General features: G+C 49.8%; 22 protein-coding genes. 15 read left to right on the top strand and 7 right to left on the bottom strand.

Features of this window, described 5'->3' with window-relative positions:
* Positions 1 to 366: hypothetical protein (locus ACG2F4_RS17505; protein WP_395262193.1), on the top strand; the 366-nt coding region annotated here is incomplete at its 5' end.
* A 193-nt stretch (positions 367 to 559) separates the two neighbouring features.
* Here the strand turns inward: ACG2F4_RS17505 and ACG2F4_RS17500 are convergent.
* Positions 560 to 1606: a formylglycine-generating enzyme family protein gene (locus ACG2F4_RS17500; protein WP_395262192.1), complete on the bottom strand. Its 1047-nt coding sequence runs from the start codon at positions 1604 to 1606 to the stop codon at positions 560 to 562.
* 897 nt (positions 1607 to 2503) lie between these two features.
* Between ACG2F4_RS17500 and thrS the strand changes: the two genes are divergently transcribed.
* From thrS to ACG2F4_RS17445, 11 genes are all read left to right on the top strand, one after another.
* Complete coding sequence (gene thrS / locus ACG2F4_RS17495) at positions 2504 to 4462, top strand: threonine--tRNA ligase (RefSeq protein ID WP_395262189.1); 1959 nt, start codon at positions 2504 to 2506, stop codon at positions 4460 to 4462.
* A 15-nt stretch (positions 4463 to 4477) separates the two neighbouring features.
* Positions 4478 to 5026, top strand: a complete 549-nt coding sequence (infC, locus tag ACG2F4_RS17490; protein ID WP_395262195.1) for a translation initiation factor IF-3 — start codon at positions 4478 to 4480, stop codon at positions 5024 to 5026.
* Between the two features lie 138 nt (positions 5027 to 5164).
* Positions 5165 to 5362: a 50S ribosomal protein L35 gene (gene rpmI / locus ACG2F4_RS17485; protein WP_395262187.1), complete on the top strand. Its 198-nt coding sequence runs from the start codon at positions 5165 to 5167 to the stop codon at positions 5360 to 5362.
* A gap of 36 nt (positions 5363 to 5398) precedes the next feature.
* On the top strand, positions 5399 to 5746 hold the full coding sequence (gene rplT, locus ACG2F4_RS17480; RefSeq protein ID WP_395262185.1) for a 50S ribosomal protein L20: 348 nt from the start codon (positions 5399 to 5401) through the stop codon (positions 5744 to 5746).
* 319 nt (positions 5747 to 6065) lie between these two features.
* On the top strand, positions 6066 to 7073 hold the full coding sequence (pheS, locus tag ACG2F4_RS17475; protein ID WP_395262184.1) for a phenylalanine--tRNA ligase subunit alpha: 1008 nt from the start codon (positions 6066 to 6068) through the stop codon (positions 7071 to 7073).
* A 115-nt stretch (positions 7074 to 7188) separates the two neighbouring features.
* Complete coding sequence (gene pheT, locus ACG2F4_RS17470) at positions 7189 to 9597, top strand: phenylalanine--tRNA ligase subunit beta (RefSeq protein WP_395262183.1); 2409 nt, start codon at positions 7189 to 7191, stop codon at positions 9595 to 9597.
* A gap of 11 nt (positions 9598 to 9608) precedes the next feature.
* On the top strand, positions 9609 to 9869 hold the full coding sequence (locus ACG2F4_RS17465; protein ID WP_395262182.1) for a hypothetical protein: 261 nt from the start codon (positions 9609 to 9611) through the stop codon (positions 9867 to 9869).
* A complete protein-coding gene (locus ACG2F4_RS17460; protein ID WP_395262181.1) occupies positions 9866 to 10171 on the top strand; it encodes a cell division protein ZapA in 306 nt (101 codons plus the stop codon). Before ACG2F4_RS17465 ends, ACG2F4_RS17460 begins: the two co-directional genes overlap by 4 nt.
* A 308-nt stretch (positions 10172 to 10479) precedes the next feature.
* Complete coding sequence (locus tag ACG2F4_RS17455) at positions 10480 to 11298, top strand: TIGR00282 family metallophosphoesterase (protein ID WP_395262180.1); 819 nt, start codon at positions 10480 to 10482, stop codon at positions 11296 to 11298.
* 5 nt (positions 11299 to 11303) lie between these two features.
* The gene (locus tag ACG2F4_RS17450) at positions 11304 to 11999 is read left to right on the top strand and encodes an ABC transporter ATP-binding protein (RefSeq protein WP_395262179.1); all 696 of its coding nucleotides are present in this window, start codon (positions 11304 to 11306) and stop codon (positions 11997 to 11999) included.
* 175 nt (positions 12000 to 12174) lie between these two features.
* The gene (locus tag ACG2F4_RS17445) at positions 12175 to 12867 is read left to right on the top strand and encodes a tetratricopeptide repeat protein (RefSeq protein WP_395262178.1); all 693 of its coding nucleotides are present in this window, start codon (positions 12175 to 12177) and stop codon (positions 12865 to 12867) included.
* A 400-nt stretch (positions 12868 to 13267) separates the two neighbouring features.
* Here ACG2F4_RS17445 and ACG2F4_RS17440 read toward each other — a convergent pair whose 3' ends face one another.
* Positions 13268 to 14431, bottom strand: coding sequence for a Gfo/Idh/MocA family protein (locus tag ACG2F4_RS17440; protein ID WP_395262177.1), 1164 nt, complete (start codon positions 14429 to 14431; stop codon positions 13268 to 13270).
* Between the two features lie 202 nt (positions 14432 to 14633).
* Here ACG2F4_RS17440 and ACG2F4_RS17435 point away from each other — a divergent pair, with 202 nt between their 5' ends.
* Both ACG2F4_RS17435 and ACG2F4_RS17430 read left to right on the top strand, forming a co-directional pair.
* The gene (locus ACG2F4_RS17435; RefSeq protein WP_395262176.1) at positions 14634 to 16340 is read left to right on the top strand and encodes a GMC oxidoreductase; all 1707 of its coding nucleotides are present in this window, start codon (positions 14634 to 14636) and stop codon (positions 16338 to 16340) included.
* Between the two features lie 63 nt (positions 16341 to 16403).
* Entirely contained in the window at positions 16404 to 17021 is a 618-nt protein-coding gene (locus tag ACG2F4_RS17430; RefSeq protein ID WP_395262175.1) for a gluconate 2-dehydrogenase subunit 3 family protein, read from the top strand.
* Positions 17022 to 17257: 236 nt separating this feature from the next.
* Here ACG2F4_RS17430 and ACG2F4_RS17425 read toward each other — a convergent pair whose 3' ends face one another.
* The 5 genes from ACG2F4_RS17425 to ACG2F4_RS17405 form a co-directional block, all read right to left on the bottom strand.
* Positions 17258 to 17947 carry a DUF1080 domain-containing protein gene (locus ACG2F4_RS17425; RefSeq protein WP_395262174.1) on the bottom strand — a complete coding sequence of 230 codons (690 nt, stop codon included), beginning with the start codon at positions 17945 to 17947 and terminating at the stop codon, positions 17258 to 17260.
* Between the two features lie 100 nt (positions 17948 to 18047).
* Entirely contained in the window at positions 18048 to 18656 is a 609-nt protein-coding gene (locus ACG2F4_RS17420) for a gluconate 2-dehydrogenase subunit 3 family protein (RefSeq protein WP_395262173.1), read from the bottom strand.
* Positions 18657 to 18756: 100 nt separating this feature from the next.
* Positions 18757 to 20469, bottom strand: a complete 1713-nt coding sequence (locus ACG2F4_RS17415) for a GMC family oxidoreductase (RefSeq protein ID WP_395262172.1) — start codon at positions 20467 to 20469, stop codon at positions 18757 to 18759.
* 117 nt (positions 20470 to 20586) lie between these two features.
* Positions 20587 to 21498 carry a sugar phosphate isomerase/epimerase family protein gene (locus tag ACG2F4_RS17410; RefSeq protein WP_395262171.1) on the bottom strand — a complete coding sequence of 304 codons (912 nt, stop codon included), beginning with the start codon at positions 21496 to 21498 and terminating at the stop codon, positions 20587 to 20589.
* Positions 21499 to 21778: 280 nt separating this feature from the next.
* Positions 21779 to 22819, bottom strand: coding sequence for a phosphotriesterase (locus ACG2F4_RS17405; protein WP_395262170.1), 1041 nt, complete (start codon positions 22817 to 22819; stop codon positions 21779 to 21781).
* A gap of 375 nt (positions 22820 to 23194) precedes the next feature.
* Here ACG2F4_RS17405 and ACG2F4_RS17400 point away from each other — a divergent pair, with 375 nt between their 5' ends.
* On the top strand, positions 23195 to 26620 hold the full coding sequence (locus tag ACG2F4_RS17400) for a HEAT repeat domain-containing protein (RefSeq protein WP_395262169.1): 3426 nt from the start codon (positions 23195 to 23197) through the stop codon (positions 26618 to 26620).
* Positions 26621 to 26985 lie beyond the last annotated feature (365 nt).

The raw sequence follows: 26985 nt of genomic DNA, 5'->3' as shown, positions 1-26985 counted from the left end.
CGCCGCCAGCGACGAAGAGGTCTTTACAAAATCACGTCTCGAAATATTCCGTTTGCTGTTGTTCTGATCTTTTTGATTACTCATAATATCCGACTCATGGTTAAAGTTTACACTCCGCGATCCGTAACAGTCCCATCGGCGGGAGCGATATATTTATTTGAAAGAGGTCTTTGTAAAACCGTTCTTTTGTCCAATTTCTGCATTTTTGAACCTGGACAAAACTCCTGGTCTTTCAAAGCCCTCTTGGAAAGACACTGTCATTCCGGTTGTAAATTCAAATTTGGTTACCAACACACAGATATATTTATGTTAAGTATTTATTTTCAATTTGTTCTTGTTGTTCTTGGAAAATCTCAATTACAATAAACGACTGCGAACTAAGGTAACTGATCCAGGGTAACACGGGTAACACAGCAACCTGGATTTCGGCCCTTTCCCACAGAATGCAGATTATGCCGATCATGGAACGTTACTGTTTGAACCGCTATTCCGGGGAAATCTACAGTATCGTGACATCTGTCTTTATGGTAAAGCTGAAAGTTCATGGTTGAAATCGGCACTAGTTATAATCCTCAATTGCATCAATCCAGTACTGTTCCATCTCTTCCGGGGGCGGTGGGTCAGCCGGCCGGACTACCCGAAAGCCCACAAAGGGGGCATCCGTCAGCCACCAACGACTTTTAGGCAATTGCGGATCCCTGCGTTTCCACCGCTTGACCGAGTATTGCCGGCTGGCACATCGAAGTTCCGCGGCCTCCTGCGACCACCCGCCCCCGCGCAGCGATCGGGGATACAGCTGGTCCGGGAGAAAAAGCGGGTTTTCAGCACCTTCCTCAATTCGGTCGAAATAGTCTTCGTGATACTGGTCCATCGTCCACTCCGCCACGTTCCCGTGCATGTCGTAGAGTCCCAGTTCATTGGGCTTTTTCTCTCCCACATGGTGATACTGGCCGTCACTGTTGCCTTCGTACCAGCCGTATTCGTCCAGGGCCGTAACATCTTCACCAAAAGAATATGCCGTGTTACTCCCCGCGCGGCAGGCGTATTCCCATTCCGCTTCGGTGGGCAACCGGTAGAAGTGCCCGGTCTTTGCCGTCAGCCACTTGGTATACATAACAGCGGCGTAGTGGGTCATATTAATAGCGGGATATCTTTCGCGACCCATCCCGAAACTCATGTCCACATAAGGCGGGGTGGGAAGCGACACCGCATCCGCCTGCAGGGCAACGTCTCCCGAGGCCGGCAGCTGTCCCTTCAGGTCTTCGATCTCTTCTTTTACAAACAGATCATACTGATCCCATGTAATTTCGTGAATCCCCATCCAGAAGGAATCGACAGACACTTTTTTGGACGGCCCTTCATCCTCTTCACGCCCCGTCTCCTCCGGGGGACTGCCCATCACAAACGTGCCACCCGGGACCGGTGTCATCTGAATCGCCTGATCAGAGCCGGGTATCGGTTCGGTGTATGGCTCAAAATCTTCTGATACCGGCGGATTGCCGGCTTTTTCAGGATAGATGGTGGAAGCCACCAAAATAATTCCGAATACGAGGTACCACGCCCGAGGAAGGAACTGCTTCCGAAAAAAATTGTGAAATGTAGTCAAAATTATGTGTTGCTAGTGGATTGAGATGGTTACGATGGATATCCGTTTATCGATTTCCATACATTATAATTAAAGCAAGCTGTTAACGCCACAAGTAAAGAGCATGAAAGAGAACCGTTGTAATGGATTTTTTAGAAGAAGCCAACAAGACTGCGATCAACCGTCTGCTTCACGACCAAAAAATAAATATAAGAAGAAACACATATTAACCCGGATTTTCCACGAAATAGATTATCTGTTTACAGAAATATCCGGTCTTAAAATATAAGAGCAGCATTTAATTTCAACACGTTGTGAAGTTTTTCATGTGAACCTTAACATTCGGGGCGATAATTCATGTTTTCCGTCTTTAACGCGAACTACATGCTAAAAACAGGTGATTGCCATACATGCTAATTAACGAGCTCTTTTCGGGGATTCCCATTCCTGATTTCATATTAACTTAACATTTTCGTTAAATACCCGCACCCGAAAGTGCACGTTGGAATATCCTTCCTCAAAAAGTCTTTTGGCTTCATCTGATATTGACATACTGATCAGGCCATTTTTCCTTTAGCCCGCATTTCTCGCCAATATATTTGTTTTTCAGCAAGTCGAAGGGCAAATGGCCGTGCAGACGTACGTTGGTACGTTGAGCAGGTGATTTGTCCTTTAACGCAGCTAAAAGGCCCATTTCGCAGCCTGTTACAGGCTGTAATGATAATTTGGCAGAAAATTTTTTATAAACTTAAGTTATTGTCATCCATGAAGTTACATGATTTTATCCAAAATACTCGTGAGAAATCCGGGTTAGCGCGACTGAGGTAAAAAATATGGGGTAAAATTCTCTTTAGCTCTCCTCTATTTTTTATATTTTTACCAGCTCTCAAACTTGGTAACAGTTTTTAAATTGAATTCATGTCTGAAGAAAAAATTACGATAACCTTCCCCGACGGTTCCCAAAAAGAATACCGCAAAGGAATTACCGGCTACGAGGTCGCAGAATCTATTTCAAAAGGCCTGGCGCGCGAGGCTCTCAGCATTACGCTTGATGATGAAATTATGGACCTGGACCGGCCCATAGAGAAAGATGGAACCATTACGATTAATACATGGGATAGCGAAGACGGCAAATATACGTTTTGGCATTCTTCAGCCCACCTGCTGGCAGAAGCGATCCAGGAGCTGTATCCAGAGGCAAAATTTGGGATCGGTCCCCCGATCGAAAATGGCTTTTATTACGATATCGACTTTGGCGATCAGGCCGTGGGAAAAGATGATCTTGAAAAGATAGAGCAGAAGATTATTGAAAAGGCTCGTCAGAAATCGGAGTTTGAGCGGCAAAAAGTTTCGAAACAGGAAGCGCTCGAGTTTTACAGGAAAAAAGATAACGAATATAAAGTTGACCTGATCCAGGATCTTGAAGACGGAAATATCACCTTTTACACGCAGGGGGATTTTACGGACCTCTGCCGGGGGCCCCACATCCCGGATACGGGGCGGGTGAAAGCCGTTAAGCTCACCAATGTGGCCGGGGCTTACTGGCGCGGCGACGTGGACAGCAAGCAGCTGACACGGATCTACGGGATCTCTTTTCCAAAACAGAAACTGTTGAAGGAGTATGTCCACCAGATGGAGGAAGCCAAGCGCCGCGACCACCGCAAGCTCGGCAAGGAACTTGATCTATACATGATGGATTCGATGGTGGGCCAGGGCCTGCCGGTCTGGAAGCCCAAAGGCACCGTACTGCGAAGAACACTCGAAGAATTTCTGAAGGAGGAACTGCTAAAAAGAAATTACCAGGAGGTTATAACACCTCATATCGGGAATATTGAGCTGTACAAAACCTCGGGGCACTATCCCTACTACAAAGAGTCACAGTTTGCACCGATTAAAGTTGACGACGAGGAGTACCTGCTCAAGCCCATGAATTGTCCTCACCATCACCGGATCTATTCCTCCAAACTGCGATCATACAGGGATCTGCCGATCCGGCTCGCAGAGTTCGGTTCTGTTTACCGGTACGAGCAGTCCGGGGAGCTGAGCGGGCTTTCCCGGGTCAGGGGCTTCACCCAGGATGACGCACATATTTACTGTATGGAAGAGCAGTTGAAGGACGAACTGCTCAATGCCATCGATCTGACGCAGCTTGTATTCAAGACGTTTGAGATGCCGGTCAAAACCCGCCTGTCTTTCCGGGATCCCGAGGATACCGAAAAATATGCAGGCGATGTTTCCTCCTGGGACAAGGCTGAGCAACAGATCAGGGAAGTTGCCGATGACATGGGGCTGGACTACTTCATCGGTCGCGGAGAGGCCAGTTTTTACGGGCCCAAAATTGATTTTATAATCAAGGATGCCATCGGCCGCAAATGGCAGCTCGGAACGGTTCAGGTAGATTACGTTATGCCGGAGCGCTTCGATCTGACATATATCGGTTCTGACAATGAGAAGCACCGGCCCGTAATCATCCACCGTGCCCCCTTTGGCTCTATGGAGCGTTTCTGCAGTATCCTGATCGAACATTTTGCCGGTGATTTTCCCGTCTGGTTGTCACCGGTGCAGGTCAAAGTCATCCCGATCGCAGATGAGTTTAACGAATATGCCCGCCAATGCGCCTCTGAGCTGAAAAAAAATGATATCCGTGTTGAAGTTGATGAGCGGAGTGAGCAAATTGGCGGAAAAATACGGGATGCTGAAACGAGTAAGATCCCATACATGTTAATAGTAGGTGGAGATGAACAGAAAGAGGGAACGGTCTCCGTTCGCCGTCATAAAGAAGGCGATATCGGAACTTTTGATTTTTCTGAATTTATTTCTAATCTAAACGAGGAGATCGAGAACAAGGAAGTTCCTGATCATTCAAATTCAAACTAAAACCATATAGAGGTAATTATCGGAAGAAGTAGACGACCACGTCCGCGAAAAGATCCGGACAGACCAAATGTAAATGATGAAATACGTTCACGCAAAGTACGCGTAATACGGCCTGATGAAGAACATGAGGTGGTGGATATTGATCGTGCTCTTGAAATTGCGCGTTCTTATGACCTGGACCTTGTTGAGGTGGCTCCCAAAGCCAAACCGCCCGTCTGTAAAGTGATAGACTTCGGCAAGTTCATGTATGAGAAAAAGAAGAAGGAAAAAGAGGCCAAGAAAAAACAACACACGGTACAGGTCAAAGAGCTGCGCTTCCGGCCCAATACTGATGATCACGATCTCGAATTCAAAACGCGACATGCTCGTGGTTTCCTCGAAGATGGTGACAAGGTAAAGGCGACTGTCCAATTCAGGGGTCGTGACATGCTATACACCGAACGGGGCGAAGAGCTGCTGTTGGATTTGGCAGAAGAGCTGAGCGATGTGGGTGAGATTGAATCAAAACCCACGATGGAGGGCCGTCGCATGATTATGATGCTCTCTCCCACTTCTAAAGGATAGCTCCTGCCAACCAGCAATGGGGGCTTCGGCCACTTCTCTGGGTGATAATTAAAGGAAGTTCCAAATATTCCTTTAATCAATTGCCGATAATGCTTATCTTCGAACTCTTTTTGAATCAAAGATAAACAGGTGAATACTATGCCTAAGATGAAAACCAACAGCGGAGCCAAAAAGCGCTTCAAAATTACCGGTACCGGCAAAGTGAAGCGAAAGAAGGCAGGAAAACGACATATCCTCACCAAAAAGACGAGTAAGAGAAAGCGGAATCTTGGCAAACCGACCCTGGTCGACGACACGCAGGTGAAAAATGTCAAGAAAATGCTTCCGTACAAATAATCTTAACACTAACTTTTAACACATAAATCAGATAAAATGCCACGATCAAGAAACAAGGTGGCTTCCCGTCGCCGTCGCCGAAAGATTCTCAAGCAGGCGAAAGGTTACTGGGGCAAGCGAAAAAATGTGTATAAGTTTGCGAAGAATGCGGTAGAAAAAGGGATGCTCTACCAGTATCGCGACCGCAAGGTTCGTAAACGGGAATTCCGAAAACTCTGGATTACACGCATCAATGCAGCTGCCCGCCAAAACGGTACAACCTATTCCAGGCTGATGGGAGCCCTGAAGAAGAAAGACATTGAAATCAATCGCAAAGTATTGGCCGATCTGGCCGTGCGTGATCCGGAAACGTTCTCCGCTATTGTTGAAAAAGCAGCGGCATAAACGGTTCACTCTTTGATGTCAAGCCGGCAGATCTTATTACAACAGATAAGATTTGTCGGTTTTTTTATTATTGGTACCATATTTAGCCGTATTCGGCAATACGACAGGACATGGGAGGTATTACCTGGAGGGGCCGATCTCATTATTCTGAGCTCACCGTAGAACTCCTTATATTCGGGTGATCAGGATAAGATAAAAAGAAGCCCTGTTTATATTAGCAGGATCGGTTTTCAGGTATTGGTACTTCTGGCGGCGATTCTTCCAATTTTCACAGTTGTTGCTACACGCATATTGCACACTTGACAGATAAAAAAATGTGATGCTCGATTACATAGAAACGATAAAACAAGAAGCTGAAGAATTTTCAATTGCAAACGAGGAGGAGCTGGAGGCGTTCCGGCTCGAGTTTCTTTCCCGGAAAGGCAAAGTGCAGGAGATGTTCTCCCGTATGGGGGAAGTGCCCGACGATGAAAAAGCCAGGGTGGGCAAAGCGATGAACGAAGTAAAAACCCTGGCTCAGAACAAGTTTGAGGAAAGCAAAGAACGCCTTAAGCGGGAAGAGGCACGGCAGGTATCGGCCACTGACGATGTAACCCTTCCGGCACCTCCCCAGACAGTGGGCTCCTACCATCCCCTCACCCAGACGCTCAACGAAATGAAGGAGATTTTCTACCGGCTGGGTTTTTCCATTGCTGACGGACCGGAGATTGAAGACGACTTCCACAATTTTACGGCCCTCAACTTCCCCCCGAACCACCCGGCCCGTGATGAACAGGATACCTTTTTCATTCGTAAACACGACGATCCCGACCGGGACGACCTTGTTTTGCGAACCCACACCTCTCCTATTCAAATCCGGGAGATGCAAAAAAGAAAACCGCCTATACGCATTATTGCACCCGGCAAAGTGTACCGAAATGAGGCTGTAAGTCCCAAGTCGTATTTCCTGTTTCACCAGGTGGAAGCGCTATACGTGGATACCAACGTAAGTGTGGCGGAACTAAAAGAAACGCTCATCAGCTTTGCCAAGTTAATGTTTGGCAGCGATGTGAAATACCGGTTGCGCCCCGGATTTTTCCCGTTTACCGAACCCAGCCTGGAGATGGATATCTGGTGGGAGACCAATGGAGAGGGAAAATGGCTGGAAATTCTCGGCTCCGGCATGGTCGATCCCAACGTTTTTAAATCTGTCGGCATTGACCCCGAAAAATATACGGGCTTTGCGTGGGGAATGGGAGTCGATCGGATCGCCATGCTCCGGCACGGTATTGACGATATTCGCACGTTTTATGAAAATGATGTTCGCTTTTTATCACAATTTGATTAATTCTGCAGGAACGCAGGTGGCGCGAGCGAAAAGTACCTTCTGAATTCCTGCGAGGAGCTGCCTCCATCACGCGCGCTCCATCTGGGTTCCTGCCAAAAATTATTGATCTCAGCACATGAAAATTTCTTACAACTGGCTACATGAATTTATAGATCTGGATCTTACCCCGGAAGAAACCGCAGAAAAACTGACCCTGATCGGCCTCGAGGTGGACACACTGGAACCGGTTGGAAGCAAGCTGGACGGGGTCGTGGTTGGAGAGGTGCTGGAGGTGCAGGAACATCCCAATGCCGACCGGCTGCAGCTCTGCCTCGTAAATTTGGGAGATCGGCAGGTTCAGATTGTTTGCGGGGCTGACAATGTTACCGAAAATCAGAAAGTGCCTGTCGCTACCGTCGGCACAACACTGCCCGTAACCCTGGACAACGGAGAGCCGCTGACTATCCGAAAAGCTGAACTGCGCGGCGAAAAATCCGAAGGGATGATCTGCTCCGAAAGTGAACTGGGCATCAGTGACGATCATTCCGGCATCATGGTGCTTAACAACGGTGCCCGCCCGGGTGAGCCGATCGGCTCTGCCATTGACCTCTATGAGGATACCGTCATCGATATCGAAATTTCTCCCAATCGGCCGGATGCAACTTGCCACCTGGGGGTTGCCCGGGACCTGGCGGCCGCCCTCGACCTGGAACTTGAAAAACCGTTTACCGAAACGTTCGATCCCCCTGCCCCGATTGATAACGAAATTGAGATCGAGATCGAAAATGAAGACAAATGCCATCGCTACACCGGTAAAATGGTCAAGGGCGTTACCATAGCAGACTCACCGGCATGGATTCAAAACAGGCTCAAGGCGCTCGGTGTACGTCCTGTAAATAATGTCGTGGATATCACGAACTATGTGCTGCTCGAACTCGGGCAGCCCCTCCACGCTTTTGATTATGCTACAATCCGTGGAAAAAAGATCGTGGTCAGGGATTTTGACGAAGAGATCGAATTTGAAACCCTGGATCACGTAAAACGCACTTGTCCGGCCGGAACGCTGTTTATCTGCGACGGAGAGGGTCCGGTGGCTATAGCAGGCGTCATGGGCGGGGTCGATTCGGAAGTGGATGAGGAAACCACCGATATTTTAATCGAAAGTGCCTATTTTGATCCCGGTACCATCCGCAAAACTGCAAAAGAGCAGAACCTTCAGACCGATGCCTCCTACCGTTTCGAACGGGGCATAGATCCACAGTTGCAACGCATTGCTGCCGAACGCTGCGCGGCACTCATTGCCGAGGTGGCCGGCGGAACAGTGGTAGCGGGATGCACCGATATTCACCCGGTCAAAACGGAGCCTCGCGAAATCTCACTGCGCCTGAGCTACGTCAACCGTCTGCTGGGTACCGATTTAGAACGGGAACAGGTGAATACATTCCTGGAGGCCCTGGAGCTCAAACTAGTGGACCAGCAGCAGGAAACTCTCAAGTACAAGGTGCCGACGTTTCGTCCAGACCTGGAGCGCGAAGTGGACCTGGTTGAAGAGGTGGGCCGCCTGTTTGATTACAACAACATACCGGCTCCCACGCATGCCAAGTTCATTACCCCGGAACCGATCAGCAGCCATGAAAAACTGATGGTTCGCATCCGAGATACGGTTAAAAGCCTGCGTTTTAAAGAGATCTACAGCAACTCGCTGATGCCGGAAGAGGATGCCTCCTACCTTGGTGATCTCGAGCGGATGATCAAAACGCTGAACCCGATCTCCAGGGAGATGACAACGCTCCGCCCCTCCCTTCTTTACGGTTTTCTGAAGGCAGTGGCGTACAACTTCAACCGGAAAAATTCCAGCGTCCGATTCTTTGAGGTCGGCAACACGTTCAATGAAGCCGACAAGGGAACCTACTACGACGGGATAAAGGAAGAAACCAACCTGCTCATGGGTATTGCCGGACTCAAAACGATTGAGTACTGGAACAGCGAACCCCAGGCTTACGATATTTTTGACCTCAAGGCAGAGGTAACCGCCTTTCTCCGGCAGCTCGGACTGCACGAGCACACCCACACCCACCAGCGGGATGAACGGCTGGTGTACACCGTCAATGAGACCGAGATCGGTTCCCTTTACGAGGTCGATAAAAACATGCTTGCAAACCTGGAGATAGAACAACCCGCCTTTGCCGCCGAGTTTTCCATTACCCGAATTGAGCATCAGCTGGAGAACCTGCCTCCCGCAACATACGAACCGGTATCAAAATATCCCTCGTTTGAGTTCGACCTGGCGGTGGTCGTAAACGCTGGCGTACCCGCCGGAGATATGATAACCACCATACGGGAGACAGCCGGGAATTCACTTGAAACCATCGATATCTTTGACGTTTTCGAGGGCGAATCGATCGGCGAATCGAACAAAAGTATTGCCTTCCGGCTGTCATTCCTTGACAAGAATAAGACGTTGACTATCAATGATATAGAGCCTATTATTGATGAAGTATTGACCGTACTGGAGAAACAGTACTCCGCTAAATTAAGAGCATAACTTCGGTAGATGTGCTGACAAACGACAGCCCATATCATCAAAAATTCCATCAGCTCCTTGATCAGATTCGCGGGGAGGTGGAGCATCTGCAAGATCAGATTGCTGAGCTGGAGCAGGAAAACCAGCGGCTTCGCGAAAAGATCGAGGAGATACAGGAGGGACAAACCGATATCTTTTCCGCCATGGCCGAGAGCGAACGGCTGGCCCTGCGTCACCAGGTACTGGGTCTTATCTCGAAAATTGATGATCATCTCGAGGAGCAACAGCAATGAAATCGATCAAAATAAACGTACTTGGCAAGCAATATCCCATCAAGGTTGAGGAGTCTGAAGAGGAAACCATGCGCAGGATAGCCCAGTATGTGGATGACCGGTTCATGCAGTACAAGAAAGAGTTAAAAAAACAGCCGGAAAGCACCGTTATGGTACTGGCTGCTCTCAGCCTGGCAGAGGAAATTTTTGAAGAGCGGCGTCGAAACCGTGAGCTCAATCAGCAAGAGGACAAGCTGATGCAGGATGTCAACCAATCGCTTGAAGAATTTATCGAAGAGATCACTTCAAACCGGGAACAGTGACCTGTTTTTTACCATTCGCAATCCCATTTAAACACTGCCGGCCCTTCGCTGCACAATGAAACGGTATCGAACAGACTTCATACCTGGTACCGATCCTTGTGGCCGGATGCTGTTCATTAGTTCTTTTACCGCAACATGATACTTTGCCCAGCCATCAGCACGATGTAGCAACACGCCGGGCAGACTCGGTTTTTCCATTCTGAATACCACTTTATATTCCTTACCTTTGTGCTTCTTATTTACTGATTTACTGAACCGCCAACGGAACCGGCTCCCTATTTGCACTTAGCCGGAGATGAGCCAGAATCATGAGCAAACAACTGAAAATTCTTTTTATAGGAGATATCGTAGGTGAACCCGGGCTTAGCCTTCTCCAAACGTTTCTACCCGGATTAATCGACAAGTATGAAGCCGACTTTGTGATTGCAAACGGTGAAAACTCCCACGAGGGACACGGAATTAATCGCTCAATCATCCGGAACCTGCACGACCTGGGCGTTCACGTGATTACAGGGGGCAACCACTCCTTTGCCAAGTGGAAAGTGTTTTCCTATATGAAAAAAAATCATGAGATACTGCGCCCCCTGAATTATCCGAAAGGAAACCCCGGTTATGGATACGGTATATACGATATTCCGGGCTTTGACCATAAAATCGGCGTGTTAAACCTGCAGGGTCGCACCTTTATGAAGGCGATCGACGATCCTTTTTCGACTGCTGACTGGGCGATCGATCGCATACGGGAGGAAACCGACACCATTTTTATCGACTTTCACGCCGAAGCCACCGCCGAAAAGCTGGCCCTGGCCTGGCACCTGGACGGGAAGGCCAGCGTGTTTGTTGGCACACACACCCACGTTCCGACCAATGACGCCCGTATCTTCCCGGATGGAATGGGATATATCAGTGACGCCGGCATGACCGGTTCTTTTGACTCTGTGCTGGGTATGGACAAAAATGTGTCGATGAAGCGGTTTATGCTCGGCACTCACCAGCGTTATCAGATAGCGAATGGCAATAATCACGTTTGTGCGGTGTATTGCGTGGTGGATCTTGAATCGAACCAGTGTCTCCATATCGAATCTCTTGTTTATCCGTCCTTCAGGAACAGCAAGCTTGAGGAGTGAACTTTATGCCTGTCAAATCCCCCATTTTAACCGGAACCGATATTCTCAAGACCTATCCCGCTAAAACCGGTGAAGGAGCCCTCACCGTACTTGACCACTGCTCAATAACGATCAATTCCGGGGATATTGTTTCGGTGGTTGGTCCCAGCGGCAGCGGTAAAAGCACGTTATTGCACGTACTCGGGGGATTGGACCGCCCCGACTCCGGGGAGGTCGCCTGGAAATCCAACTCCATTTACAACCTGACTGCGGAAGAGCTGGCCGATTTCAGAAACCGCGAACTTGGGTTTGTTTTCCAGTTCCATCATCTGCTGCCTGAATTTTCTGCCCTGGAAAATGTACTCATGCCTGCCCTGATCGCCGGTAGAAGCCTTGAGGCCTCCGAGGAGCGGGCGATGGAACTGCTTAGCCGCTTCGGAATTCCGGATCGTGCCGAACACCGTCCGACCGAATTATCGGGTGGAGAGCAGCAACGGGTATCAATGGCCCGGGCCCTCATGAATAACCCATCCCTGATCCTGGCTGACGAACCCACGGGCAACCTGGATGACGCCAATACCCGCATTGTACTGGATTACCTGTTTCAGCTGCGTGAAGAAGATGGGGTCAGCATTCTTCTTATTACTCATGAAAAAGATATCGCCGGGCGCTGTGATTTGACCTACGAACTAAATAAAGGCAGGCTGAATCCGTTTAACTAAAGATCGTTCTGGTATTTCACCACCAAATTCATGAAACCCTATCTGTAAAGGCCGGTTTTACAGTGGTTCAATTTATCCCTGAACTATCGTTCATTTTTGATTTTGGGAAGTGCCAAAACAATACTAATTTTGACCACTTAAAATTTCAGCATAACATTGATATAAGAAGATTACAATGGCTAAACGAAAAATGACCCAGGAAGAACTCGAATCAGATCCCCTGGTTCAGTCTGTTGAAAGGGTCCAGAGTTTGTATGTTCAATATAAGAGCGAAATAATAGGCGGTGCTATTGCTCTGTTTCTAATCATCGCAGGTGGAATAGGGTATTATTATTACTCACAATCCCAGGAACGGCAGGCCCAGCAGTTAATGGGACCCGCAGAAACGGCTTTCCTGCAATCTGACTATCAAACCGCCCTGAATGGGTCTGACGAGGATTTTACTGTTGGTTTTGAGCAGATCATTAATAATTACGGCGGCACTGATGCCGGTAATCTTGCCCGCTATTATGCCGCTGTTTGCGAATATAACCTTGGCAATACCGAGCGTGCACTCAGTTACATGGAAGATTATGAGGTGCCGGAAGGTATTCTTGGGGTTGGTCCCCTCTCCTTTATGGGCGTATTATATACCGACTTGGGTCAGCATGCACAGGCTGCACAAACCTATCTCAGGGCAGCCGAGTGGGATGAAAACGATGCAACAACACCCTACAACTACCTGGAAGCGGCCAGTGCATTTTATGATGCCGGAGATACTGCCCAGGCCCGGGAATACGCCAGCATCGTGGTGCGGGATTATCCCGGCAGCGAGCAGGTACCCGAAGCGGAACGCCTTCTTGGAATGATTGCCGCGGCCTCAGAGTAGTAATAAATTTGGGTTTGTTTTTTGAAAAGCTCCCGCCTTTCCTGCGGGAGCTTTGCTTTATTACGGGATTCCTCTACAATATTTAATAGGAACCTTTACAGAACCTGCTGTTTTGTTGGGAGGTAGTTGTACTACCGGCCTTGGTGACCTTTTAACGGGAGTACAACTTCCTCTGAACAGGAATTGAGGGTTGTGCAAAGCCCTCTAATATTTAACGTCAGTCCGGGAAAGAAATAATGTTCATACTGTTTATATTGTCCTGGGACACCGTTGGTGGTACACTCCTGATTTTACATTTGTCATTACCAAACGGGACTTTTTGATTGAGGACGACTAAATAAAAAAATCCGCCTGTTCTGGCAGGCGGATTTTCCAATATTGCAGGTTTTGTTATCTGAAATTAAGCGGGCGGGGTATAATCTACGTCAACCCACTCCCCTTTTTTACCACTCTCAATAACCTTGTGGATAAAATCCACACCGCGGGCTCCATCCTGAACCGTGGGGAAATCCAGGTCAAATTCGCCAGGTTCCTCTCCACTCAAACGGGCTTCCAGGGTATTGGCAAAATTCAGGTATATATTGGCGAACGCTTCAATAAAACCCTCCGGATGTCCGGGAGGAATGCGCGTATTGTGCCGCGCTACATCCGACAGGTACTCATTGCCCCGTTTGTAGGTCTCTTCCGGTCCGCCGGGATGAAGCAGATGCAGATAATTCGGATCCTCCTGCTTCCACTCTATGGCGGCATCAGTACCGTAAGCGCGAATTCGCAGGCTGTTCTCTTCTCCAACCGATACCTGGGAACAGTACAAGATTCCCCGGGCTCCCCCTTTGTAATGGACCAACACATTGGCATCGTCTTCCAGTTCTCGACCTTCAACAAATGTATTAATGTCTGCAATAAGAGATTCAATCTGAAGGCCGGTAATATACTCCACGAGGTTTTCTGCATGAGAACCGATATCCCCGACCGCTGATGAAACGCCGGCCTTCTTGGGATCCGTTCTCCAGTTTGCCTGTTTATTGTCTACCGGCTGGGCCAGCCACCCCTGTGGATATTCCACGACAATCTTGCGTATCTCCCCGAGCTTGCCATCTTTTACCAACTGGCGGGCTTCTTTAACCATCGGGTAGCCGGTATAATTATGAGTTAATGCAAACACCGTATCATGTTCATCCACCAGCCGGCACAACTCTTCGGCTTCTTCAACCGTTTTGGTCATCGGCTTGTCACATACCACGTGAAACCCCGCCTCGATAAATGTTTTGGCAACGGGATGATGCAAGAAATTCGGGGTGACGATAGATACAAAATCGATACGTTCTCCCTCGGGAAGCTGGCTCTCTTTCTCGACCATCTCTTCGTACGAATCGTAAATCCGTGAAGGATCCAGGTTCAACTCCCGCCCTTTCTGTTTTGATTTTTCCGCAGATGAAGAAAAGGCACCTGCTACAAGTTCAATTCTTCCATCCAGCGCGGCTGCCATCCGGTGTACTTCTCCGATGAAGGCACCCGGACCGCCTCCAACCATACCATATTTCAGTTTTCTGTCTAGTGTCATTGTATCCTCTTTTTTTACTTTCGTTGAGAGGCGCAAATACCCAAAAACAACCGTGAAATGCAAGCCATCTTCCCCTTATTTATATCCTCTTACACAAATTTTCCCAAGCTTGTGCAATAAATTTGCAAAATTAATTCAGCTCATCTATGTTAGGGTTTAATTGAACACATTGGACTAGCTTTTCTAAGAACTATATCAGCTTATGCATATCTCAAATCAAGTCAACCAATATGATGCAATCGTAGTCGGTTCCGGGATTTCCGGGGGATGGGCTGCAAAAGAATTAACTGAGAAAGGCCTTCAAACCCTCGTACTTGAACGAGGTAGAAATGTAGAGCACGGGAAGGATTACATTACGGAACACAAGGCTCCCTGGGAGATGGAGTTCAGGGGACGGGGAAATCGCAAATACCTGGAGAAGGAAAAACCGCGACAGCTCCGCTCGGATGTGATCAACGAATACAACGAGCACTTTTTTGTTAATGACAATACCCATCCCTACGAAGTTGACGATGAGGAGAATCCCTTTTTATGGGTCCGTGGTTATCACGTCGGCGGGCGCTCCCTGACGTGGGGCCGGCAATCCTACCGATGGAGTCCAATGGATTTCCAGGCCAATGCTGAAGAGGGTATCGCTGTTGAATGGCCCATCACCTACGAAGAGATAGCCCCGTGGTACGATTATGTTGAACAATTCGCGGGAATCAGCGGGCAAAAAGAGGGGCTGCCTCAGCTGCCGGACGGGCAGTTTTTGCCCCCGATGGCACTCAACTGCGTGGAGCAGGAGGTTAAAACAGCGATAGAGGAAACGTTCCCGGAACGCACTCTTACCATCGGGCGGGCCGCCGTATTAACGGAAGCCCATAACGGGCGCGGAGCCTGCCACTACTGCGGACCTTGTTCCCGGGGATGTTCCGTGGGAGCCTATTTCTCCTCCCAAAGCAGTACCCTGCCGGCAGCCCGCGCCACAGGTAACATGACGCTTCGCCCAAACAGTATCGTTCACAGCGTCATATATGACAAGGAAACCGGCAAAGCCACCGGGGTTCGCGTTATTGACCGTGAATCGAAAGAAAGTATGGAATTTTTTGCTGACGTCATTTTTCTCAACGCTTCTGCACTTGGTTCTACCCAGATCCTGCTTAACTCCAAATCCGAGGTATTCCCGGAAGGCATGGGAAATTCAAGCGGAGTTCTGGGCCACTACCTTATGGACCATCACTTCCGTGTGGGCGCCAGCGGCACCTACGAGGGGCACCTCGACACCTATACATTTGGGAACCGGCCCAACGGCTTTTATATCCCCCGGTTTCGAAATATCAGCCCGGAAACAGATCATCCCGACTTTATCCGGGGATACGGATTTCAGGGGCGGGCCGGCCGGCCAAGCTGGGGTCGCGGTGTTGACATGGATGGATTTGGAAGCGAACTCAAGCAAAAACTAAGGGATCCCGGTCCCTGGCAGGTGGGGATGACCGCCTTCGGAGAAATCCTTCCCGACTATGACAACTACGTGGAGCTGGATGAGGAAAAGACAGACGAGTGGGGTATTCCGCTTCTTCGCATAAAAGCCTCAATCGGAGAAAATGAACGCAACATGCGCAAAGACATGGCAGAAACAGCTGCAGAAATGCTTGAGGCGGCCGGGGCAACCGACGTATCGTCTTATGAAAGCGAATACCTTTTTGGAGAGGGAATCCATGAAATGGGTACGGCCCGCATGGGCAATGACCCAGAGACCTCGGTACTCAATGGACACAATCAGCTGCACGAGGTACCCAACGTATTTGTAACCGACGGGGCGTGTATGACCTCTGCCGCGTGCCAAAATCCGTCACTGACCTATATGGCGTTGACAGCCCGGGCTGTTGACTATGCCGTTGACCAGCTGAATAAAAATAATCTTTAACTACCAGTCGTGGGTCTCGATTTTGATTCGTCAGCCTATCCACCATGAAGCTGAAGGTCAACGATGGACCCAACACCCACGACCCAAGATCCAAAGACCATCATTATGAATCGACGTGACGCCTTAAAACAAATTGCCCTGCTGAGTGGAGGAGCTCTTTCCATGTCCACCATTACGGCCGTAATGAGCGGCTGTAGCGCGGAAACCGGCACCGCAGGGTACACCCCTCAAACCTTGTCTTCTCACCAGGATGAGCTGGTCACAGCGATTTCCGAGCTTATTATCCCGGCAACGGATACGCCCGGAGCAAAGGCGGCAAATGTGAACCAATTTATTGACAAGATGCTCACCGACTGGAATTATGAAAATGAACGCGAACACTTTTTGGCGGGTCTCGATGGTATAGATCAAACAAGCCGGGAGTTACACGGTAGTGAGTTCCTGGAATTAACGGAAGAGCAGCAAATTTCTGTATTGCAGCAGAAAGAACAAGAGGCCAAAAACGACTCCATGCCGGACACGGATCTCAAACCGTTTTTTGCGATGATGAAGGAGTATACGCTGGTCGGGTATTACACCTCTGAAATCGGGGCCACACAGGAACTTGAATGGAACCACGTAGCTGGCCGTTATGACGGCTGCTATCCTTATAACGAGGTGGGCCGAGCCTGGTCTTCTTGATTTGAAGAATGAATAATTTCTTTACCTCTACATCGGGATTTTTCGACAACTCTTTCCTTTAAAGGGTTTTCAGATCCGTCGTTTTGGATAACATCGGCATGTTCGCGGATTTGAACCCTCATCACATTTATGGAAGTATAAACGGCGGTTCCAAATCCGGACAGGGAGATTGGCCTTGACCGAAATCCCTGGTTTCGCAAAGCTCTCTTTAACAGCCCGCACTCATTCAATAATCCTCAATCCAGCACCTTGATCTTGATATTGCGGAAATCGACCCTGTTGCCGTGATCCTGCAGTCCGATATACCCTTCGTGGGCAGCTCCAAACTCAGGATGGGGAGCAAATTTACTTTGCTGGAGCATCTCATACCATTCATCTGTCCAGCGCTCATATTCAACGACTTTTTCCCCGTTCATCCAGTGTTCCACATGCGCGCCATTGCCGGTGACCTCAATTGTAATTTGATTCCACTCTCCAAAAGGATTGGCATTTTGTGGTTCTGCAGGTATTAGGTCGTACAGGGAGGTTGCCTTCCGGTTTCCATCTTTTCCTCGCTCCGCATCAGGATGGTTGTCGTTGTCAAGGATCTGGATTTCCGGGGCGGACCAGTAGATCGCTTCTTCCGGTTGTTCAACGGCTGCATAAAAAATACCCCCGTTGGCTCCTTTGGCGACTCTCCACTCCAGCTTCAGGATGTAATCTTCGTAAACCTGCGTTGTAATGATGTCACCCCCACCACCACCTTCTATAACAGAGAGCATCCCGTTTTCAACAATCCATCCCTCTTCGGGAAATTGCTCTTTATTATACCCACGCCAGCCTTCGGTGGTTTCCCCGTCAAACAGCAGCTCCCATCCCTCCTGCTTTTCCTGGGTTGTCAATGTGTTATGCTGCTGGGAATAGGCAGTTGAAAAACCTAATGCCAAGCAAACAGTTGTGAGGATAAATAATTTAAAATCCATAAGAAACGTATACATGTATTAATTTTAAAAACGTGTGAATTTCTATTTCCTGCAGGAAGAACCGTCAACTCTTGTTGGGCTCAATTCCGATATGCTCGTGCACCTCTTCGGGACATCCCTGCCAGTCGTTGGGCTGGTTCCCTATATAGCCGATATCCTCTATACCGATCTTGCTGGACCAGAATCCCGAGGCTACCAGGTCCCTGAACTGGTTGAAAAAAGCGACTCCATGCTCCATCTCTGGAGCAGCAATATCGGGGTACGCAATTTGATCGAGCATAGTCGTTTTTTCTTCTTCACTGCAGTCAATAAAGGGCTTATCAAACTGTTTCTGGCACTGCACGTCCAGCCACCGGAGCCCCCCCCGTATAGGCGTCTGGTACTGCGGGCGATCCAGCATCATAAAGTCAATAAATTCGGGTACGCCGGCTTCCTCGGCATTTCCGGAGCGTTCGTCCGCCGGAATCACCATGTTGGCCAGCTGGCGTACAGTCTCAAATTCATGATCGTTAAAAAACCGGGTTTCCCACTTTTCAATATCCTCGGCGGTTACGTGAGACCAGAATTTTTCTTCCGGGCTGCTCTTTGAAGGCGGTGTCTGGCAACCGGTCATCACAAAGCTGCCGGCCAGGGTTCCGAGCGAAAGAGTTTTTAAGGCTTCTCGTCTGTCCATTATACTAATCGTGAGTTGTGAGTCTTGAGTCGTGAGTGACAAGTCCCAAGCTTTTAAAAACAAAACTCATGACTCAAGACTCACGACCTGTGACTGTCAGTTAAAGATTTCCTTTGTTCATCTGGTCGGCGATGTAGTTGGAGGTACGCATCGACAGGGCCAGTAGCGTCCAGGTGGTATTTTTGTGCGGCTGGGATACGAACGGACCTCCATCGGCGACAAACAGGTTGTCCACGTCGTGGGCCTGGCAGTATTTGTTCAATACCGACGTTGAGGGATCATCCCCCATCCGGGTTGTGCCCACCTCATGGATAATCTCACCGGGTGTGGAGATACCGTATCCCTCCTCTTTGCCGGGCATGTCCCACAGCGGCTGCCCGCCCATCTCGTCGATGATCTGGCGGAAGGTATGCTGCATATGGCGCACCTGGTTGTATTCCTGCTCGCTCCAGGTATAATTAAATCTGAGTGTGGGAATTCCCCACTCATCAACAGAATTGGGATCAATTTCGCAGTAATTGTCTTCATAGCCGATACTCTCTCCACGGCCGGATAATCCAACGATCGAACCATAGTAGCGACGGTAATCATCCTTCAGTTGTTTTCCATATCCCCCGCCCCCTTTGGGACGGTCCTGGTAGAGGTCGCTGTAGTTCTGAATTCCTCCCATAAAGCCGTAACTGGGCATTCCGCGCCCGCCCCACAGCTCCACGTGGTAGCCACGGGCAAAATCCAGCTTGCTGTTATCTTCCCACCACGGGATATAGAGATGCATTCCACCGGTTCCGTCCTCATTGTGGGCCGGGGTATCCATTAGCTGTGGGATAAGTCCGGCCACGGAGGTACCGGTGGTATCCATCAGGTATTTTCCAACTTTGCCACTGGTGTTGGCCAGTCCGTCGGGAAATTCGCTCGATTTGGAATTGAGCAGCAGCCGGGCCGACTCGCAGGCACTGGCGGCCAGCACCACGATGCGCGCCCGCACCTTGTACTCCCGCCCGTCTTCCTTGTTGACATAGGAGACTCCCGTTGCTTTTCCGTCGCGGTGGGTCACCTCCCGGGCCATTGCCCCGGTCCGGATTTCCAGGTTCCCCGTCTCAAGGGCCGGCGGAAGCAGCACAGAGGGACTGGAAAAGTTGGAGTGGGTTGAGCAGCTTCGGTTGCACTGCCCGCAATAGTGACAGGCCGCACGACCGTTTTTGGGTTCGGTCAAAATTGAAAGACGCGAGGGGATGCAGGGGATCCCCATGTCGTCACAGGCGTCCTTGATCAGGTACTCGTAACAACGCGGCTCCGGTGGGGGCTGGAAGATGCCACCCGGCTCATTGGGGATCCCCTCATTAGTACCGAAAACCCCGATCAGCCGGTCGATACGATCATAATACGGTTCCAGCTCCTCGTAGGAAATCGGCCAGTCATCCCCCATCCCGTCAATGCTTCGAACGCGGAAGTCGTCAGGTCCAAACCGAAGAGAAATACGTCCCCAGTGGTTGGTCCGCCCCCCCAGCATCCGCCCGCGAAACCAGTCAAATTCCGTGTCTTCAGTGCTGCTGTAAGGCTCTCCCGGGATGTCCCAGCCGCCAAAACAGGCATCAAACTCCCCGAACGGCTGCCGGCGGGTGCTGGCACCCCTGCGGGGCGATTCATAGGGCCAGGTAAACATCGCAAACTCCTCCGAATCAAACCATTCACCGGCTTCCAGCATCACCACATCCGCTCCGGCCTTGGTGAGTTCATGGGCGGCCATTCCGCCACCTGCACCGGACCCGATTATACATACATCGTACTGCTTTGGACTTTCTTTTATCTGCATAATATTTACTGCCTTTTAGAACAGACCCATCCACTGAAATTCCATTTTACCTGGAATTCTGTTTATGCTGCAACAGGTCTAATTTTGGTTCAATTTTATTTTATGCGAGATCAGCTATCAGCCGACCATTTCAAGTAATTTTTTGGTCGCCTTTATCCCTTCGTACTCGCTCAGTTCGCTGCCTTCGTATTCAATCCCCACATATCCCGTGTAGCCGGCATCTTTTACAATTGAGATCAGTTTTTCGAAATCGATATTTTTCTCATATCCATTGGAATCGAAGCTGTAGCTTTTGGCACTCACCCCTTTGGCATACGGCATCAGCATACGAGTTCCCTTGTACCGGTCATATGATTCGTTTTCCGAGATGTTGAAGTTCCCAAAATCAGGAAGAGTTCCGCAACGAGGGTGATCTACCTGTTTTATGACGCCCACCAGCCATTCGGCATTGCTGGAAAGTCCCCCGTGGTTCTCAACAATTACGTTAATATCGTGTTGATCGGCAAATTCAGTCAAACTGCGAAGCCCATCCGCCGCAAGGTTCATCTGTTCATCCCAGCTACCACGGCTTTGGGCATTGACACGGATAGAGTGGCATCCCAGGTACTTGGCCGCTGTGACCCACTTGTGATGGTTTTCGACAGCTTGTTGACGTTCCCCTTCATCCGGATCGCCAAGGGCTCCTTCCCCGTCACACATTATGAGCACACTCCGAACGCCGTTATCGTCAGCGCGCTGCTTCATCTCCTTCAGGTACGACTGATCATTTGCCTTGTCGATAAAGAATTGATTCACGTACTCAACAGCACTGATTCCAAACTCATTTTTGGCTGTTCCAGCAAAATCAAGGTTATCAAGATCGCCGCCAAACAGTGCCCTGTGGAGCGACCACTGGGCCAGAGAAATATCAAAAAAGGTATCACTCGCTGACTTGGAAAAAAGGCTGCCGGCCGGCAAGCTGGTTAGTGCAGCTGATCCCAACATCGCCTTCCCGACCGTCTTTAAAAACGTTCTTCTATCCTGGTTCATCAATATTCCTATGTTAAATTAATAATTTTCCTTCTGATCCGTCTTAATGTGTAGACTAGTTTGCAAAAAATCCAGTGTGTTTGTGCAAATATCTTTAAAAGTGATTAAATATTTTTCCACGACCCATTTTTTCAATTATTCACAGTTATAAACAGGAGTGTCTCAATTTGCCGAGACTCAAAAAACTATCACTGCAAATGTGACCTCTTCTCTGTCCGTTTGACTGACCCACAACGACTTAGTTATCGGCAGACCCGGACCTGCAAAGCAGTCGTTCAAATTAAGAATCGCTCGTCCTTACTGAAATTGTAAACGCCTGCTGCGGATTTTCCCTGGTCAGCATGTCGATCTCCCGCGGGGTAAAGCCCTCTCTTTTGAGTCGCGGAATAAAATGGTTGATGATGTAGGTATACGGGTCAAAGCTGTTCGGATCACCTCCCGGCTCTCCCACCCGGTACCACCCGGCGTCGTGAGAAATCAGCACCCGGTGCAGCAGATCCGCCTCCTTCATGCTGTTGATCAGTTGAAAATGATAATCCGCCGAAGAGGGACCGATGCCGTCAAACTCTACCCAGGCACCCATACGCGCAACCTGCTGGTGAATTTCACTGTCCGACTCGTTTTGTGCGTGAATCCAGATGAATGCAGCCGGGTCGATTCCTGATTCTGATAATATTTCCAGCTGTTCCAGCGCCGTGGGCCCATCGGGAGTATGGACTCCTATGGTCAACCCACTTTTTTTATGCGTCTCGGCAGCAGCTTCCAACAGCTTTTGTCCCGTTTCAGAAATCGGACTTTTATCCACCCTCAGTTTTATAAAACCTGGACGAATACCAGTCCCGTCAATCCCGTTTTTCCACTCGTCAGTCCACCGGTCAGCCAGTTGACGTGCAGTCTCTTCGTACACATGCGAGGGTAAAAAATTGCCCTTCTCATCCCCATAATAGCCCGTGTTGGTCAACATTTTGATCCCGGACTGGTCGGAAAGACGTCTCAGAAGAACCGGATCTCTTCCCAGGTAGCTGGGAGTACATTCAATCAAGGTTTCACCTCCGGCTTGCTTAAGATCCCGCAGGAAAGGAACCACCAAGGCTGCCACCGAGTCACGGTCGTACCGCTCCCTGCTTACCTGATCCGCCCCGATAAAGTCGACCAGTACGTGCTCATGGGGCAGTGTCAATCCCATTTCAGCTGGTTCGACAGGCCCCTTGACCGTCATAATTTTGCCGTTGAACTGCGCCTTTACAGGCTCTGCCCCGGCAAATACCAGGATAATTACCGGAAAAAACAGGGAGAGCAACATATTTCTGATACAATTCATGATCTATTTTTCTTTTTAAAAAATTAATTGTCCATTAATCCAACAAGTTTATGAGCCACAAATTTTCCCTGGCTAAGAACTCTTTCCAAAACTCTTGCTGCAGAATACAAAAATTTAATATCTATCACTGTTACCAACAATGAGACTCGTTAAATATTCATGCTTTCTTGTATTATGATTTTGCATTTTTATTTTCAGGGTCTGGTTAGGTAAAATACCAGCAAATATAAATCCGGGCAGTTCTGCCAATATTATAATAAGATTGGCTCTGGCTTTACAGAAAAGAGTATGTACATTACAAAACGTCACTTGGCCGCTCTTTAATAGTAGTCGGCACCATTTTGACCTGAAACTCCAATAGTCTAAACCTGATATATGTTATCGAAAATGCGCACTTTCCCTTTTTCAGTGAACCAGTCGTCCCTGTTAATTTTCGCAATATTCGGGCTTCTGGCTCTCTCTTTAGTCGGATGTTCCGGAGAGCAGCCGGATCCCGAAATTATTACGCTCGATGATCAGGAAGCTGCCGAAGATGCCCGTCGAATCAGGCAGGATGTGTCCGTGGAAGTGGCGGAAGGACTGGAACTCAGTTTGTGGGCTTCCGAAAAATTGCTGCAGGATCCCATCGGCATGGATATTGACAACAACGGCCGCGCGTTGATAAATGTCACGAACAGAAGTACCAGCTCCGAGTTTGATATCCGGGGCCATCGCGATTGGATGATCGAGTCTATCACCTGGCAGACGGTAGAAGATCGCAAGGAGTTTCTTCACAGCGAGCTGGCCCCCGAGCGCAGCGATCAAAACGAGTGGCTAACCGATTTCAATGAAGACGGATCCCACGACTGGAGGGATCTGACGGTGGAAAAAGAAGAGGTGTATGCTATCGAAGACCGCTCCGGGGACGGCATCGCCGATCGGTCTCAGCTTTACATCCGCGATTTTCATGAGGAGGTCACAGACGTGGCCGGATCGGTTCTTGAACACGATGGCGATGTCTACATTCCCATTGCCCCGGATATGTGGAAAACCACCGATACCGACAGCGATGGCATGGCCGATACAAAAACCTCGATCAGCGATGGGTACATGGTCCATATCGGGTTCAGCGGCCACGGGATGTCCGGCGCCACGGTGGGTCCCGACGGACGTATTTACTGGGGGATCGGCGATATAGGATCCAACGTAACCGGTCCCGACGGGCAGCAGTGGGCCAATCCCAACCAGGGTGCGATATTTCGCTCCGAACCCGACGGAAGTAATTTTGAAGTATTTGCACGCGGGGTTCGCAACACTCATGAATTTGTTTTTGACAAGTACGGGAACCTGATTTCAGTGGATAATGACGGGGACCACGCCGGCGAACACGAGCGGTTGGTATATCTCGTCAACGGCTCTGACAGCGGCTGGAGGATTAACTGGCAGTTTGGCAAATATGTGGATCCCAAAAACAATGAATACAAGGTGTGGATGGACGAGGAGTACTTTAAGCCGCGCTGGGACGGACAGGCCGCGCACCTGCTGCCGCCCGTCGCTGCCTACCACAGCGGTCCGGCGGGAATGGCCTACAACCCCGGGACCGCGCTCTCTGAGCAGTGGGATGATCACTTCTTCATTTCGGAATTTACCGGTTCTCCGGCCCGGTCGGCCATTCACGGGTTTACGCTCGAACCAAGCGGTGCCGGGTTTGAACTAAAAACGGACCAACCCGTTGTTGAAGGTATCCTGACTACCGGTATGGATTTTGGTCCCGGTGGCAGCCTCTATTTTGCCGACTGGATTGAAGGCTGGGGGACCAAGGAAAAAGGTCGAATATGGAAACTGAACAGTGCCTCCGACAGCCGTTCCCGGATTCAACAGGAAACCAAAGAACTTTTGGGAAAAAGTTTTGGCTCCCTTGCGGAAACCGAACTTACCGAACTTCTGCATCACCAGGATATGCGCGTTCGCATGAAAGCGCAGTTTGAACTTGTCGATCGCCGCTTTAGCCAGGATCTGCTGGGAGCAATTACGCAGACGGAACATCAACTGGCGCGCCTGCACGGTATCTGGGGCATAGGTCAACTGGCGCGTAACAACATTGAACAGGCAGAATCTCTTGTCGAGTACCTGGAAGACGAAGATCCCGAAATTCGCGCCCAGGTTGCCAAAGTGCTGGGTGATGTCCGTTACGAGGCCGCCGCGGATGCCATCATTCCCCTACTCCGGGATGAATCTCTGCGGGTACGGTTTTTCGCCGCCGAAGCGCTGGGACGCATGGAGCATCAGCCGGCTTTACAGCCCATAATTTCGATGCTTGAAGCCAATAATGACCGTGATGTATATCTCCGTCACGGGGGCGCCATTGCCCTGGCCCGCATCGGGGATATAGACGCACTGGCCGGGTTGTCGGATCATCCCTCCGAAGCGGTCCGCATTGCGGCTGTGGTGGCCCTGCGCCGGCTGGAAGACCCGGCGGTGGCCCAATTCCTGGACGATGAGAGTGAATTTGTCGTGACCAATGCCGCCCGCGCCATCAATGACGATGCTCATATTGAGGAAGCAATTCCGGCCCTTGCCCGCATGCTCGAACAGGATCAAATTGTAAATGAACCGCTCATGCGCCGCGCCATCAATGCGAGCCTTTACAGCGGCACCGCCGAAGATGCGCAGCGGCTCGCCTCTTTTGCCCTGCGCCAGGATGTTCCGGAGGTCCTGCGCCAGGAGGCTGTTGCCACTCTTTCGGTGTGGCCGGATCCATCGACGCTGGATCGTGTTACGGGTCGTTACCGCGGTGATATCCAAAATGACCGTTCGGCGGCCACCGAAGCCCTTGCCTCCGTCATAGAACCGATTTTTGGCAATGGATCCGGGACCCTTAAAGTAGGCGTTGCGGAGGCGATCAGTTCGCTGCAGTACGAGCCGGGAATCCCGCAACTGGTGACACTGGTACAAGCAGACCCATCGTCAGAAGTCAAAATCGCCGCCCTTCACACTCTTGACAGTCTCAATTACGAAAATATGGACGAGGTCGTTTCCACCGCCCTAGACGACGACCAGCAGTCGGTGCGCATGACTGCGCTCAGCATTATTCCCTCCCTGGATCTTGCCGACAGCCGCAAAGTTGAGCTGCTCTCGTCGGTGCTGGGTGAGGGTTCATTTCAAGAGCAGCAGAGTGCCCTGACTGCCCTTGGAGAGCTGGAAAGTGAGGCTGCCCATGCCGTCCTTGAACGTCAATTGACAGACCTCATTGCAGGCGATGTCCCCGAACAGGTGCAGCTCGAACTTATAGAGGCGGCAGAAAATGCCGGTACTGAACGTCTTGAGTCTTTGCTAAATGAATATGAATCACAGAAACCAGAGGGAGATATGCTGGCAAAATACCGGGAATCCCTTTACGGGGGCGATGCACAGCAAGGGGCTCAACTATTCTACAGTAATGAAGCAGCTCAATGCGTGCGCTGCCACGCTGTCGATGGCCGCGGAGGTGACGTGGGACCCCCGCTCGATACCATTGGAGAGGAACTGTCGCGAGAGCAACTGTTATTGTCACTTGTAGAACCAGGTTCTCGAATTGCTCCAGGCTATGGCTCCATCTCGGTTACCCTGCAGAATGGAGAGACCGCGCAGGGCGTACTTAAGGAGGAGACCGACGCGCACGTCGTCTTGCAGTCGAGTGACGGGGAGACCCAAAAAATTGAGAAGTCCCGCATTACTGAACGGACCAACTCCCCTTCAGCCATGTTTTCCATGGAGGGCATCCTCTCTCGTGGCGAATTGCGAGACGTAGTCGAATTTCTGAGTCAACTCAACGAAGAATAGCCCGGAACTGTGGACCGGGGGTCCCGTAGTTTTCATGGTTTATTACAAAAGCCCGGTGGTAGATTCACCGGGCTTTTATCATTAGGAACCTTTGCAGAACCTGCTATCTCGTTGGAAGATGGTTGTACCGCCAACTTTTTTGACCGTTTATACGGGAGTACAACTCCCTCAGAACGAGGGATTGGAGGTTTTGCAAAGCAAGTCCTCTGTTAGAGAGCTAACCTGCATTCCTCACGATAATTTTTGATGAAATTATGTACCCTAATGGCAGGCAGTATCTTACATCATATTTTACAGGCCATTGTATGTAACAGGGTGTAACGTGCCGCGCGATTTGCCCTCCAGCTGCGTTAAAGGGAAAATCG

Origin of the sequence: Halalkalibaculum sp. DA3122, assembly GCF_043951865.1 — a bacterium.
Classification (GTDB): Bacteria; Bacteroidota; Rhodothermia; order Balneolales; family Balneolaceae; genus JAMQKA01.
Note: the sequence above shows the minus strand (reverse complement) of the source record. Positions and strands in the feature narration are given on the sequence as shown.